The organism is Pseudomonas fluorescens (genome assembly GCF_000802965.1).
Classification (GTDB): domain Bacteria; phylum Pseudomonadota; class Gammaproteobacteria; order Pseudomonadales; family Pseudomonadaceae; genus Aquipseudomonas; species Aquipseudomonas fluorescens_A.
Map to the genome: position 1 here is coordinate 197,263 of NZ_JSAK01000027.1, position 13,718 is coordinate 210,980.

The window sequence follows — 13,718 nt, forward strand, 5'->3', positions numbered from 1 at the left end:
TATGGATACCCTTGGTTATTTGAGTCACGGCTTCGGCGTCGCACTGACCCCTTACAACCTGGTGACCGCGCTCAGCGGCACATTGATCGGTACCGTCGTCGGCCTGCTGCCGGGGCTGGGGCCGATCAACGGCGTGGCGTTGCTGATCCCGATTGCCTTCGCACTGGGCCTGCCACCGGAGTCGGCGCTGATCCTGCTGGCGGCGGTGTACCTGGGTTGCGAATACGGCGGCCGCATCAGTTCGATCCTGCTGAACATTCCCGGCGAAGCCTCCACCGTGATGACGACGCTCGACGGCTACCCGATGGCCCGTCAAGGCCTGGCCGGTGTGGCGCTGTCGCTGTCGGCCTGGAGTTCGTTCATCGGCGCGTTCATCGCCACCTGCGGCATGGTGGTGTTCGCGCCGATACTGGCGAAATGGGCAATTGCCTTTGGCCCGGCGGAATACTTCGTGCTGATGGTGTTTGCGATTGTCTGTCTGGGCGGAATGGCCGGCGATCGTCCGCTCAAGACCTTTATCGCCGCACTGATCGGGCTGTTCCTGTCGACGGTCGGCATTGATGCCAACAGCGGTGTGTACCGCTTCACCGGCGACAACATCCACCTCACCGACGGCATTCAATTCGTGGTGCTGGTGCTGGGCCTGTTTTCCATCAGCGAAATCCTTCTGCTGCTGGAAAAAACCCACCGTGGCCAGGAAGCCTTCCAGGCCACCGGGCGCATGCTGTTCAACTTCAAGGAAGCCGCTTCGGTGTTCTGGGTGAACATGCGTTGTGGTGTGCTCGGCTTCATCATGGGCGTACTGCCGGGAGCCGGTGCGACGCTGGCCAGTGCCGTGGCTTACATGACCGAGAAACGTATTGCCGGCCCAAGCGGTAAATTCGGCCAGGGCGACAAGCGCGGCCTCGCAGCCCCGGAAACCGCCATCGGTGCCGAAGCCTGCGGCGCGCTGGTGCCGATGCTGACCCTCGGCGTTCCAGGTTCTGGCACCACGGCGGTGATGATCGGCGCACTGTCGCTGTACAACATCACGCCAGGTCCGCTGCTGTTTCAACAGCAACCGGACATCGTCTGGGGCCTGATCGCGTCGTTATTCATCGCCAACATCATGCTGGTGATCCTCAATATCCCGATGATCCGCATCTTTACCATAATCCTTGCCGTACCGAACTGGGCACTGGTGCCTATGATCGCGATCATCACTGCGATCGGCGTGTACGCGGTGCATGCCACCACGTTCGACCTGTTCCTGATGATCGGTATCGGCATCTTCGGCTACATCCTGCGCAAGCTGGACTTCCCGTTGTCGCCGGTGCTGCTGGGTTTCATCCTGGGCGGCTTGATGGAACAGAACCTGCGCCGGGCGCTGTCGATCTCCAACGGCTCGCTGGACATCCTCTGGTCCAGCGGGATCACCGTCGGTGTCTGGGCGTTGATCGTGGTCATGCTGCTGGTGCCGGTCGTGCGCATCTGGCGCAAACGCTCGGCCGCGCAACGCGCAATTGCCGATGTCTGATCGAACACCGTTCAAAGCCTGGTGGGGCACCCCGCTGGTCGGCCTGCTGGGCGGTTTCCTCGCCAGCCAGGTCGGCTGGCCTTTGCCGTGGATGGTCGGCTCGTTGTTGGCGATAATCCTCGTTCGCTGCCTGACACCCTGGCAACTGGCGGAAATCCCTGGCGGCCGCAAATGCGGCCAGTGGGTTGTCGGGATCGGCATCGGCCTGCACTTCACCCCGGTGGTGATGGAACAGGTTCTGAGTCATTTCGGTTTGATTTTCTTTGGTGCGTTGGTCACCAGCTTGTCCGCTGTGGTCGGGGTCTGGTTGATGCGCCGCACCGGGGAGGATCGCGCCACTGCGTTTTTCTCCAGCATGCCCGGCGGTTCCGGGGAGATGGTCAACCTCGGCGCCCGCAATGGTGCGGTGCTCAGCCGTGTGGCGGCGGGGCAGAGTTTGCGGGTGTTGGTGGTGGTGCTCTGCGTGCCGGCGGCGTTCAAGTATTTGTTGGGCGACGGTGCGCCGGTGCTGCATGCCACTGCTGTGGACTGGCGCTGGCTGGCTCTGCTGTTCCCCGCTGGTGCTTTGGCGGCGTGGATCTGGGAGCGATTGCGTCAGCCCAATCCTTGGCTGTTTGGACCATTGCTGCTCAGTGCAGCGGTGAGTATCGGTTGGGATCTGCATATCGGGTTGCCCAACGGAGGCAGCCAGATCGGCCAATGGCTGATCGGCAGCGGGTTGGGCTGTCACTTCAACCGGCAGTTTTTCCGGCGTGCGCCTTCGTTCATGGGGCGGACGTTGATCGGCACGGTGTTGACCATGCTGATCGCCTCGGCGGCGGCATTAGGGTTGAGTGCGTTAACCCATCTGGATCTGCGCTCGCTGACGCTGGGCATGATGCCCGGCGGGATTGCGGAGATGAGCCTGACGGCAGAGACCCTGCAATTGTCGGTGCCGTTGGTGACGGCGATGCAGGTGATGCGGCTGTTGTTTGTGTTGTTTCTGGCGGAGCCGTTGTTCAAGTATTGGAACCGAAATCCCGATTCAGACAGTTAGACCGGTGGCGAGGGAGCTTGCTCCCGCTCGACTGCGCAGCAGTCGTAAAACCTATGTGCGCGGTCTGTCAGAAGAAATCAGGTAACAGGATTTGGGGCTGCTTCGCAGCCCAGCGGGAGCAAGCTCCCTCGCCACAAAAGCCCCTATCCCCACCTTCAAACCGGCGGCAATCGCCACTCGATCGGCGTTTCGCCATTCTGTTCCAGAAACTTGTTGGTCCGGCTGAAGTGCCCGCAACCAAGGAAGCCGCGATAGGCCGACAGTGGCGACGGGTGTACAGAGGTCAGCACCAGATGCTTGGTCGCATCGATCAATTTCTGCTTGCTCTGGGCATGGGCGCCCCACAGCATGAACACCAGATGCGGCTGCTGCTGGCTGACCACTTCAATGATCCGATCGGTGAAAAACTGCCAGCCCTTGTCCTTGTGCGCGTTGGCATTGGCACGCTCGACCGTCATGGTGGTGTTAAGCATCAACACGCCCTGATCCGCCCAGCTCTGCAAATAACCATGATTGGGGATGTCGATGTTCAGGTCGCGCTTCAGTTCTTTATAGATGTTCACCAACGACGGTGGCGCCGGCACGCCCGGTTGTACCGAGAAGCACAAGCCATGGGCCTGGCCCGGGCCGTGATACGGGTCCTGACCGAGGATGACGACCTTGACCTTGTCCAGCGGCGTCGAGTTGAGTGCGTTGAAGATCATTGGGCCTGGTGGATAGATCTCCTTGCCGGCCGCCCGCTCCTCTTGCAGGAAGTTTCGCAACTCCGCCATGTAGGGCTGGTCGAATTCGGCACGCAGTGCCTCCTTCCAGCTCGGTTCGAGTTTGATACGGTCGTCAGCAGTCATGGTCATACCCGGAAAAATCAATGGGGCGAACCCTAGGAAAGCCCACAACGCTTGTCAATTGATCTGACGCAGATCCGGCACTTTCCCACACAGCGATCATACTTAACCCTCAAATTCCCGATCGAGGTCACGATGAATCTGCACTTCGAAGAACTCACCGGCACCGACGGCGCCCGCATCGGCGTCGCCACGCTGGATGCCGAAAAGTCGCTGAACGCCCTGTCCCTACCGATGATTGGCGCCCTGCGCGATCAGTTGGACGCTTGGGCCAAGGAACCGCAAATCGTCTGCGTTTTGTTGCGTGGCAATGGCGCCAAGGCTTTCTGCGCCGGCGGTGAAGTACGCCGCCTGGTGGAGGCCTGCCGAGAGCATCCCGGCGAAGTGCCGCCGTTGGCCGCGCACTTCTTCGCTGCGGAATATCGCCTGGACTTCAGCCTGCACACCTACCCCAAACCGCTGATCTGCTGGGGCCATGGGTATGTGCTCGGCGGCGGCATGGGCCTGCTGCAGGGAGCGAGTATCCGGATTGTCACGCCGAGCAGTCGACTGGCGATGCCGGAAATCAGCATTGGGCTGTATCCGGACGTCGGCGCCAGTTGGTTTCTGTCGCGGCTGCCGGGCAAGCTCGGATTGTTTCTCGGCTTGACCGGCGCCCACATGAACGGTCGCGACGCGATTGATCTGGACCTGGCTGACCGTTTCCTGCTCGATGAACAGCAGGAAGATCTGATTGAAGGCCTGCTGCAATTGAACTGGCAGGAACAGACGCCGATGCAGCTCAACAGTCTGCTCAAGGCCTTGCAGCAGGAAGCGGTCGCGCAGATGCCGCCAGCCCAATGGCTGCCTCGGCGCCAGCAGATCGACGAATTGCTGGATGTCAGTGATGTGCGCTGCGCATGGAAGGCCATCAGCCAATTACGTGACAACACCGACATGCTGCTCAGCCGCGCGGCGAAGACCATGAGCGAAGGCTCGCCGCTGACCGCTCATCTGGTGTGGGAACAGATCGTCCGCGCCCGGCATATGTCGCTGGCCCAGGTCTTTTTGATGGAATACACCCTGAGCCTCAACTGCTGTCGTCATCCGGAGTTCAGCGAAGGGGTGCGCGCACGGTTGATCGATAAGGACCAGAAACCCCGCTGGCACTGGCCGGACATTAATAATGTGCCGGATGCCGTGGTGGAGGCGCATTTCCACAAGGCTTGGGAAGGTCGCCATCCTCTGGCGGATCTTTCGGATTACTGAAATCCGGGCACAAAAAAGCGGCGCTTGATGCGCCGCTTTTTTTGTTTGCGTGATTAACGGTAGTTGCCCCGGCCGTTGTGATCGCCACGTCCGTCGTGGTTACTTCGGTTGTTGTTGTCACCGCGTCCGCTGTGATTGTTGTTGCGTCCGCCACGGTAATCATTGTTCCAGCCGCCACGGTTACGGCCGTCCCAACCTTGATTTTGATGTGCCCGGTAATCGGGTCGGGCCTGATGATAACGAGGTGCCGGTTGGTAATAGCGCGGTGCCGGTTGATAGACCCGCGGCTGGTGGTAATAGCGCGGGGTTGGCTGGTAATAGCGCGCTGGCGGCGCGTAATACCGGCGCGGTGGCGTGTAGTAACCGCCGCCGTTGGAATAGTAAGAGTTGCCGCCCGCGTAATAAGGCGCTGGCGAGGTGTAAACCTCTGAACTGTAGTAACTGGCTCCTCCATCGGAATACGGTACGCACCCACCCAGGGACAATCCCAATACAGCAATCAGTAGAATTCGGCGCAGCGTTTTTTGGTCGAGCATGGCGGCCTCCTGGACCGCGAGTGAGCCATACCAGCGACGCTGGCAGGCGACAGTCAATTATTCGGTGACTGTCGATAGATCAGACATCAATTTCAATTTCTGGTGCGCTACCGCAACAAGTTGAAACATCTCGCCGATGAAAGGTTTTTCATCTTCCCAGTCGCAGCAACGATCCATTGCGGTGCGCCGACGCACCATCAAAAGGCAGCCCAAACCCTCCCCTGCCACCAACCAATCGCCCGACGCCCGTGCCAGAGCGTCTGAGCCGACTTGGCACGGCTCTCGCTTTACCAAATGTGTGCAGGAGTCATCACCAGGTTCGCGGCACCACAATTTGCAATGGCTGACTAGGGTTCCGGCTCGCTTCGCGAGTGACTGGTCCGAGAGTTGGCGACCTCCAGTTGAGGTTACACGGCGGGACAAAAGCCCGGGAGACAAGCCACCGTTCGCGGTGCCGCGTTGCCTTCTGCCCGCCCTCGATCAACTGGAGAACCACCATGTCCCAGATTCGTTTATCCGCCCTGCTCGCCGCTGCGTTCGCAGCCCTCGTGAGCTTCTCATCCCAAGCCGCGCAAAAAGACCACTTCAGCGTCTGCTGGACGATCTATGCCGGCTGGATGCCCTGGGAATACGCCGGCAGCCAAGGCATCGTCGACAAATGGGCGAAGAAGTACGGCATCAAGATTGATGTGGTGCAGCTCAACGACTACGTGGAATCGATCAACCAATACACCGCCGGCCAGTTCGACGGCTGCACCATGACCAACATGGATGCGCTGACCATTCCGGCCGCCGGTGGCGTCGACAGCACCGCGCTGATCGTCAGCGACTTCTCCAACGGCAATGACGGCATCGTCCTCAAGGGCGAAGGCAAGAAAGTCACCGACCTCAAGGGCATGGACGTCAACCTGGTGGAGCTATCAGTTTCCCACTACTTGCTGGCCCGGGCCCTGGATTCGGTGGACCTCACCGAGAAAGACCTGAAAGTGGTCAACACCTCCGACGCCGATATCTCGGCGGCTTTCAATACCGATCAGGTCAACGCCGTCACCACCTGGAACCCGATGCTCTCGGACATCAAGGCCAAGCCTGCGGTGACCGAAGTGTTCAACTCCAGCCAGATCCCCGGCGAAATCATGGACATGATGGTGGTCAACAGCGCCACCCTTAAAGACAACCCGGCCCTCGGCAAAGCGCTGACCGGCGCCTGGTTTGAAGTGGTCGAGTTGATGAACGCGAAAAACGCCGCGAGCAAGGCCGCACTGGAACACATGGCCAAAGCCTCCGGTACCGACCTCGCCGGATTCCAGGCGCAGCTGGACACCACCAAGTTGTTCGCCACCCCTCAAGAAGCCCTGGCCTTCAGCACCAGCAAGCAACTGCCGGAAACCATGCGCAAGGTCGCCGAGTTCTCCTTCCAGCACGGCTTGCTGGGTGAAGGCGCCAAGGACACCAGCGCGGTCGGCATGGCCTTCGCCAACGGCGTGACCAGCGGCGACAAGGGCAACCTCAAGCTGCGCTTCGATCCGAGTTACGTGCAGATGGCCGCTGACGCCAAGCTGTAAGAAGAGGACCTGGCCATGCGCCTGATCAATCGCCACCCGGATCGCCCAAGTCGCCTGTTGTTGGTGATCCTGCCGTTCGCCCTGGTGCTGTTCGCCTATTTCATGGGCTCGGCCGAACGGCTGACGGACAACCCCAACGACAAGCTGCTGCCGAGCGCCGTGCAAATGACCGACGCCGTGAAGCGCCTGGCTTTCGTCGCCGACAGTCGCACCGGTGAATATCTGCTCTGGCAAGACACCGCATCGAGCCTGCGGCGCCTGGCCATCGGCCTTGGCATCAGCGCCCTGGCCGGACTGTGCCTGGGCATGGCTGCAGGCACCCTGCCGCTGTTCGGCGCGCCGTTGTCGCCGTTGCTGACGGTGCTGTCGATGGTGCCGCCGCTGGCGATCCTGCCGATCCTGTTCATCGTTTTCGGGTTGGGCGAGTTGTCGAAAGTGATGCTGATCGTCATCGGCATCACCCCGGCGCTGGCCCGTGATCTGGAACAGCGCGCCCGGGAAATCCCCGTGGAATTGCTGATCAAGGCCCAAACCCTCGGTGCTTCGACTTGGACCCTGATGCTGCGCGTGGTGCTGCCGCAATTACTGCCACGATTGTTGATCTCACTGCGACTGATGCTCGGTTCGGCGTGGCTGTTCCTGATTGCCGCCGAAGCCATTGCCTCCACCGACGGGCTCGGTTACCGGATCTTCCTCGTGCGTCGCTACCTGGCGATGGATGTAATTCTGCCGTACGTGGTGTGGATCACCCTGCTCGCCTGGCTGATGGATTGGGGCCTCAAGCGCCTGACCCAACGTGCGTTCCCTTGGTACGAAGGAGCGCGGGCATGAGCTTTATCACGGTGAAAAACGTCTGGCAGCAATACGCCGATCAGGTGGTGCTCGAAGGGCTGAACCTGAACATCAACGAAGGTGAGTTCTGCACCCTGGTCGGCGCTTCCGGTTGCGGCAAATCGACCTTCCTGCGTTTGCTGCTGGGTCAGGAACGCGCCAGTCGCGGCGAGATCCTGCTCGACGGCCAACCCTTGGCCGGGGAGCCGGATTCCAGTCGTGGCGTGGTGTTCCAGCGCTACTCGGTGTTCCCGCACCTGAGCGTGCTGGACAACGTTGCCCTGGGCCTTGAATTGCCACGCTCGCCGCTGCTGGGTCGGTTGTTCGGCAGCGCCAAACGCGAGGCACGCGAGCAGGCGTCGGTGCTGCTGCACAAAGTCGGCCTCGGGCACTCGCTGGACAAGTACCCGGCGCAGCTCTCCGGCGGCATGCAGCAACGGCTGGCCATCGCCCAGGCGCTGATCATGAAGCCGCGGGTGTTGTTGCTCGACGAACCGTTCGGCGCCCTCGATCCGGGCATCCGCAAAGACATGCACGCCTTGTTGCTGGAACTGTGGCGCGAGACGCAACTGACGGTGTTCATGGTCACCCATGACCTGTCCGAAGGTTTCAGCCTCGGCACCCGTTTGCTGGTGTTCGACAAGGTCCGCGTCGACCCGCATGCCCCGGGTGCCTATGGCGCCCGCATCACTTACGACATCCCTTTGAACAGCGACCGCCGCGCCACCCGTGCCCCCGTCGACGCCTTGCCGGTGCCACTGGCGGGCACGCTTCGTATCGCTTAGAGGAATTTTGAAAATGACTGATTCGACTCAACTGTTCCCGCCCTTCGCCGAAGAAATGCTTCCCGGCGGTGGCCATCGTTCCTTCGTGCTGAAACGCGGCCAATTGCTGCGCCTGACGGATATCCGTGGCGGCGCCAACGTCAGCCTGACGCTGCTCAACGCCAACGAAAAAACCGAACGCCTGAACCTGCCTGACAGCCTCAAATGCCAACACACGGCCAAGCTCACCACCGGCCATTGCCTGTACTCGGACATGGGTCGCGTTTTGGCCGCGATCACCGCGGACACCTGCGGCTGGAGCGACAGCCTCGGCGGCGTGCTTTGCGCTGAAGAAGTCGCCGAAAAATACGGCGCCGGGCGCTACCAGGAACTGCGCAACGGCTTCTTCCGCAACGGCACCGACAACCTGTTGGTGGAACTGGGCAAGTGGGGGCTGGGCCTGTCGGATCTGCTGATGACCCTCAACCTGTTCAGCCGCGTCAACGTCGATGACGCCGGGCGCTTCCACTTTGTCGAGGGCAACTCCAAGGCCGGTGATTACATCGAGTTGTACGCACCAATGGACACCCTGGTGGTGCTCACCGCCCTGCAACACCCGATGGACCCGTCGCCGCAATACGCACCGAAACCATTGAAGTTGAGCTGGATGAACGCCGACGCCAGCGTCGCCGAACACTGCCGCACCTCGCGCCCGGAAAACGAGCGCGGCTTCATCAACACCGACCGTCTGTTCGCTTGAGGATCGCTGCCATGTCACTCGCTATCGTCACTGCTGAGAAGCAGCCAGAAACCGCGATCTACCGCGCCACCATCCCCGCCGGCGAACCCTGGCTGATGGAGGTCAAGGCCGGCCAGACCTTGCGCATTCTCGATCTGGAAGGCAATCAAGCCGTCGACACGCTGTTTTACAGCGTGGCCAATCCCAAGGAACGCTACGACGTGCAACGCACTTTGCGTCGGCAGAACAGCGTCTACCTGAGCACCGGCAGCGTGCTCTACTCCAACCTCGGCAAACCGATGCTGACCATCGTCGCCGACACCTGCGGCCGCCACGACACCCTCGGCGGCGCCTGCGCGCAGGAGAGCAACACCGTGCGCTACGCCCTGGAAAAACGCTACATGCACAGTTGCCGCGACAACTACCTGCGCGCCTGCGTCCACGACGGGCGCCTGGGCAAGGGCGACATCGGGCCGAACATCAATTTCTTCATGAACGTACCGGTCACCGCTGACGGCGGCCTGACGTTCGAAGACGGGATTTCCGCACCGGGCAAATACGTCGACCTGCGCGCCGAAATGGACGTGATCGTGCTGATCTCCAACTGCCCGCAACTGAACAACCCGTGCAACGCCTACAACCCGACACCTGCGGAGCTGCTGGTATGGAACTGAAACTCAGCCGTTTACGGAAATGGTTGTTCGCCCTGTGCCAGGCCCGCTCAGGCCAGTGCCTCAAATCTCCAGAACACCATTAACCCTGTAGGAGCTGGCTTGCCAGCGATTGGGCCAGTGCATTCAACAATGATGTCGACTGACACCCCCCTATCGCTGGCAAGCCAGCTCCCACAGTTGATGTGAATTTTTTCATCCGGGACGGCCCGGATGCATCAAGAAAAACTGCGGGACGGCCCGCATCCCCTTCAGGGGTTATGCCATGTTCGAAAAAGTCCTGATTGCCAACCGTGGCGCGATTGCCTGCCGCATCCTGCGCACCTTGCGTGAACTGCACGTCGCCGGTGTCGCGGTTTACTCCGAAGCCGATGCCGCCAGCCTGCACATCTTGCAGGCCGATGAAGCCCACAGCCTCGGCGAAGGCGCGGCGGCCGGAACTTATCTGGCGGTGGAAAAAATCCTCGCTGTCGCCAAAGCCACAGGCGCCACGGCGATCCATCCCGGCTACGGTTTCCTGTCGGAAAACGCCGCGTTCGCTGAAGCCTGCGAAGCCGCCGACATCGCTTTCATCGGCCCAACCCCAGGACAACTGCGGGTGTTCGGCCTCAAGCACACCGCCCGCGCGCTGGCCAAGCAACACGGCGTGCCGATGCTCGAGGGCACCGAGTTGCTCGACAGCCTCGACGCTGCGCTGATTGCCGGCGAGCAAGTCGGCTACCCGGTGATGCTCAAGAGCACCGCTGGCGGTGGCGGCATCGGCATGCGCGTGTGTCGCAGCGCTGCCGAACTGAGCGAGTCCTTCGAGGCGGTGAAGCGCCTCGGCCAGAACAACTTCAGCGATGCCGGCGTGTTTATCGAGAAGTACATCCAGCGCGCCCGGCATCTGGAAGTGCAGGTGTTTGGCGACGGCCGTGGCGAAGTGATTGCCCTCGGCGTCCGTGATTGTTCGGTACAGCGGCGCAACCAGAAAGTCCTCGAAGAAACCCCAGCGCCGAACCTGCCCGAAGGCATGGCCGATGAGCTGTGCGCGGCGGCGATCAAACTGGCCAAAGCCGTGAATTACCGCAGCGCCGGCACCGTCGAATTCGTCTTCGACAGCGACGCCCAGCGCTTCTATTTCCTCGAAGTGAACACGCGTTTGCAGGTGGAGCACGGCGTCACTGAACAGGTGTGGGGCGTCGATCTGGTGCGCTGGATGGTGCAATTGGCCGCCGGTGATCTGCCGCCGCTGAGCGAATTGAGCCAAGGTCTCAAACCCGAGGGCCACGCGATTCAGGCGCGGTTGTATGCGGAAGATCCGGGTCGGGATTTCCAGCCAAGTCCGGGGTTGTTGACCGCGGTGAATTTCCCACCCGCCAACGGCAAACAACTGCGCATCGACACCTGGGTCGAGGCTGGTTGCGAGATTCCGCCCTACTTCGATCCGATGATCGCCAAGGTCATCAGTTGGGCATCGACCCGCGAGCAAGCAGCTGCCGATCTGCATCAAGCACTGGGCGACAGCCAGCTCTACGGAGTAGAAACCAACCGCGATTACCTGCGGCAGATTCTCCTCGATGCGCCTTTCGCCAGCGGCCAACCGTGGACCCGTTGCCTGGAAGGTCTGGTGTATCAGGCCAACACCTTCGAAGTGCTCAGCGCCGGCACGCAGACCAGCGTTCAGGACTATCCCGGTCGTCTCGGCTATTGGGCCGTAGGCGTGCCGCCGTCGGGGCCGATGGACAGTCGCGCGTTGCGTTTGGGCAACCTGTTGCTGGGTAACGAGGAAGGCGCCGCCGCACTGGAAATCACCATGAGCGGGCCATTGCTGCGTTTCAATTGTGACGCCGTGGTTGCGGTCACAGGTGCGGTAATTCCGCTGACACTGAACGGCGAAAGCGTGCCGATGAACAGCGCTGTGCTGGTTCCGGCCGGCGCGACACTGAGCCTCGGCACGATTGCCGGGGCCGGCGCTCGCAGCTACCTGTGCCTGCGCGGTGGCCTGCAGGTGCCGGATTATCTGGGCAGCAAAAGCACCTTCACCCTCGGCCAGTTTGGTGGGCATGGTGGTCGTGCCTTGCGGGCCGGGGATGTGCTGCATGTGCCGGCCTTGAGTGACCGCAGCGTCGGTGCGCAATTGCCTGAAACTCAGGTCAGCGAGCTGCCAACCGTGCGGCAGATTCGGGTGATTTACGGCCCACACGGCGCACCGGAATACTTCACCGAAAATTACATCGGCACCTTCTTCGCGACGCAGTGGGAAGTGCATTTCAACTCCAGTCGCACCGGCGTGCGCCTGATCGGGCCGAAGCCGGAATGGGTGCGTGCCGACGGGGGCGAGGCCGGGCTGCATCCGTCGAACATTCATGACAATCCGTACGCGATTGGCGCAGTGGATTTCACCGGTGACATGCCGGTGATCCTCGGCCCGGACGGCCCAAGCCTGGGTGGTTTTGTGTGCCCGGTGACGGTGATCGAGGCGGATCTTTGGCAGTTGGGGCAGTTGAAGGCTGGGGACAAGGTGCAGTTCTCACCTGTCGACATCAAGACCGCTCGTAAGCTGGCAACACAGAGCCTGCGTGGCGAGGGAGCTTGCTCCCGCTCGAGTGCGCAGCACTCGCAATCAGGCACCTATGGTGTGGCTGAAGTAACCGAATCCTTGGGATTGGGGCCGCTGCGCGACCAAGCGCGAGCAAGCTCGCTCGCCACAGGGGATGTGTTCCCACAGGGGATTGTGTCGCCTGTTGTTTTGGAGTTGGGCCAGGGGGATACGCGGCTGGTTGCACGACTTTCGGGCGATACGAATTTGCTCCTGGAAATCGGCGCACCGGAACTCGACCTCGTCCTGCGCTTCCGCGCCCACGCCCTGATGCAAGCGCTGGAAAGCAAAACCCTGCACGGCGTGATCGACCTGACGCCGGGCATCCGTTCACTGCAAGTGCACTACCAACCCGAGCAACTGCCGCTGGCCGATCTGCTCGGCATCGTCGCTGGCGAATGGGACGCCGTGTGCGCCGCCAAGGACCTGCAAGTCCCATCGCGTATCGTTCATTTGCCGCTGTCCTGGGACGACCCGGCCTGTCAGCTCGCCATCGAGAAATACATGACCACCGTGCGCAAGGACGCGCCGTGGTGCCCGAGCAATCTGGAGTTCATCCGTCGCATCAACGACCTGCCGAATCTCGACGAAGTGCAGCGTACGGTGTTCGACGCCAGCTACCTGGTGATGGGCCTGGGCGACGTTTACCTCGGCGCGCCGGTCGCCACCCCGCTCGATCCGCGCCATCGCCTGGTGACCACCAAATACAACCCGGCCCGCACCTGGACCGCGGAAAACTCGGTGGGCATCGGTGGCGCCTACATGTGCGTGTACGGCATGGAAGGCCCGGGCGGCTATCAGTTCGTGGGGCGCACCTTGCAGATGTGGAACCGCTACCGCGAAGTCGCTGCGTTCGATGGCAAGCCATGGCTGTTGCGCTTCTTCGATCAGATCCGCTTCTACCCGGTCAGCGCCGATGAACTGCTGCGCATACGCCGGGATTTCCCCCTCGGGCGCTTCGACCTGAACATCGAACACAGTCAGTTGAACCTGGCGGATTACCAAGCGTTTCTGGCCAAGGAAGCCGAAACCATCGCCGCGTTTCGCGAGCAGCAACAAGGCGCGTTCAACGCCGAGCGCGAGCGCTGGATCGCCAGCGGCCAGGCGCATTTCGACAGCGAAGAACTGGTGCCGCAAGCAAGCGAGGACGCACCGTTGGCCAGCGGTCAGCAGAGCGTCGACAGCCACATCGCCGGCAACCTCTGGCAGGTTCAAGTCGAAGCCGGAAGCCGGGTCGAGGCCGGTGATGTGCTGGTGATTCTGGAGTCGATGAAGATGGAAATCCCGCTGCTCGCGCCGATGGCCGGCGTGGTCCGGGAGATCCGCGTGCAGCCAGGTTCGGCGGTGCGTGCCGGACAGCGCGTCGTGGTGCTGGAACTCGACTGA

General features: G+C 61.6%; 11 protein-coding genes and 1 riboswitch. Of the genes, 9 read left to right on the forward strand and 2 right to left on the reverse strand.

The window, feature by feature from the left end:
* Position 1: 1 nt before the first annotated feature.
* Together NL64_RS21545 and NL64_RS21550 are read left to right on the forward strand one after the other, a co-directional pair.
* On the forward strand, positions 2–1,516 hold the full coding sequence (locus tag NL64_RS21545) for a tripartite tricarboxylate transporter permease (RefSeq protein WP_034150073.1): 1,515 nt from the start codon (positions 2–4) through the stop codon (positions 1,514–1,516).
* Positions 1,509–2,552, forward strand: coding sequence for an AbrB family transcriptional regulator (locus tag NL64_RS21550; RefSeq protein WP_034150074.1), 1,044 nt, complete (start codon positions 1,509–1,511; stop codon positions 2,550–2,552). Before NL64_RS21545 ends, NL64_RS21550 begins: the two co-directional genes overlap by 8 nt.
* A gap of 155 nt (positions 2,553–2,707) precedes the next feature.
* Here the strand turns inward: NL64_RS21550 and ung are convergent, their stop codons facing one another.
* Positions 2,708–3,400 carry a uracil-DNA glycosylase gene (gene ung, locus NL64_RS21555; protein WP_034150131.1) on the reverse strand — a complete coding sequence of 231 codons (693 nt, stop codon included), beginning with the start codon at positions 3,398–3,400 and terminating at the stop codon, positions 2,708–2,710.
* Between the two features lie 132 nt (positions 3,401–3,532).
* Here ung and NL64_RS21560 point away from each other — a divergent pair, with 132 nt between their 5' ends.
* Entirely contained in the window at positions 3,533–4,645 is a 1,113-nt protein-coding gene (locus NL64_RS21560) for an enoyl-CoA hydratase/isomerase family protein (protein ID WP_034150075.1), read from the forward strand.
* 53 nt (positions 4,646–4,698) lie between these two features.
* On the opposite strand, the gene NL64_RS21565 is transcribed toward NL64_RS21560, so the two are convergent.
* Positions 4,699–5,181 carry a hypothetical protein gene (locus NL64_RS21565; protein ID WP_034150076.1) on the reverse strand — a complete coding sequence of 161 codons (483 nt, stop codon included), beginning with the start codon at positions 5,179–5,181 and terminating at the stop codon, positions 4,699–4,701.
* A 336-nt stretch (positions 5,182–5,517) separates the two neighbouring features.
* Positions 5,518–5,617: riboswitch (guanidine-I (ykkC/yxkD leader) on the forward strand.
* Between the two features lie 61 nt (positions 5,618–5,678).
* On the opposite strand from NL64_RS21565, the gene NL64_RS21570 reads away from it, so the two are divergent.
* The 6 genes from NL64_RS21570 to uca all read left to right on the forward strand — a co-directional run bounded on the left by NL64_RS21570 (position 5,679) and on the right by uca (position 13,718).
* Positions 5,679–6,746: a putative urea ABC transporter substrate-binding protein gene (locus tag NL64_RS21570; protein WP_034150077.1), complete on the forward strand. Its 1,068-nt coding sequence runs from the start codon at positions 5,679–5,681 to the stop codon at positions 6,744–6,746.
* A 15-nt stretch (positions 6,747–6,761) separates the two neighbouring features.
* Entirely contained in the window at positions 6,762–7,577 is an 816-nt protein-coding gene (locus NL64_RS21575; RefSeq protein WP_034150078.1) for an ABC transporter permease, read from the forward strand.
* Positions 7,574–8,362 (forward strand): ABC transporter ATP-binding protein, encoded by a 789-nt coding sequence (locus NL64_RS21580; RefSeq protein ID WP_034150079.1) that lies wholly within the window; start codon positions 7,574–7,576, stop codon positions 8,360–8,362. Before NL64_RS21575 ends, NL64_RS21580 begins: the two co-directional genes overlap by 4 nt.
* Before the next feature lie 13 nt (positions 8,363–8,375).
* A complete protein-coding gene (locus tag NL64_RS21585; protein ID WP_034150080.1) occupies positions 8,376–9,101 on the forward strand; it encodes an urea amidolyase associated protein UAAP1 in 726 nt (241 codons plus the stop codon).
* Positions 9,102–9,112: 11 nt separating this feature from the next.
* The gene (locus NL64_RS21590; protein ID WP_034150081.1) at positions 9,113–9,754 is read left to right on the forward strand and encodes an urea amidolyase associated protein UAAP2; all 642 of its coding nucleotides are present in this window, start codon (positions 9,113–9,115) and stop codon (positions 9,752–9,754) included.
* 262 nt (positions 9,755–10,016) lie between these two features.
* Positions 10,017–13,718, forward strand: a complete 3,702-nt coding sequence (gene uca, locus NL64_RS21595) for an urea carboxylase (RefSeq protein ID WP_034150082.1) — start codon at positions 10,017–10,019, stop codon at positions 13,716–13,718.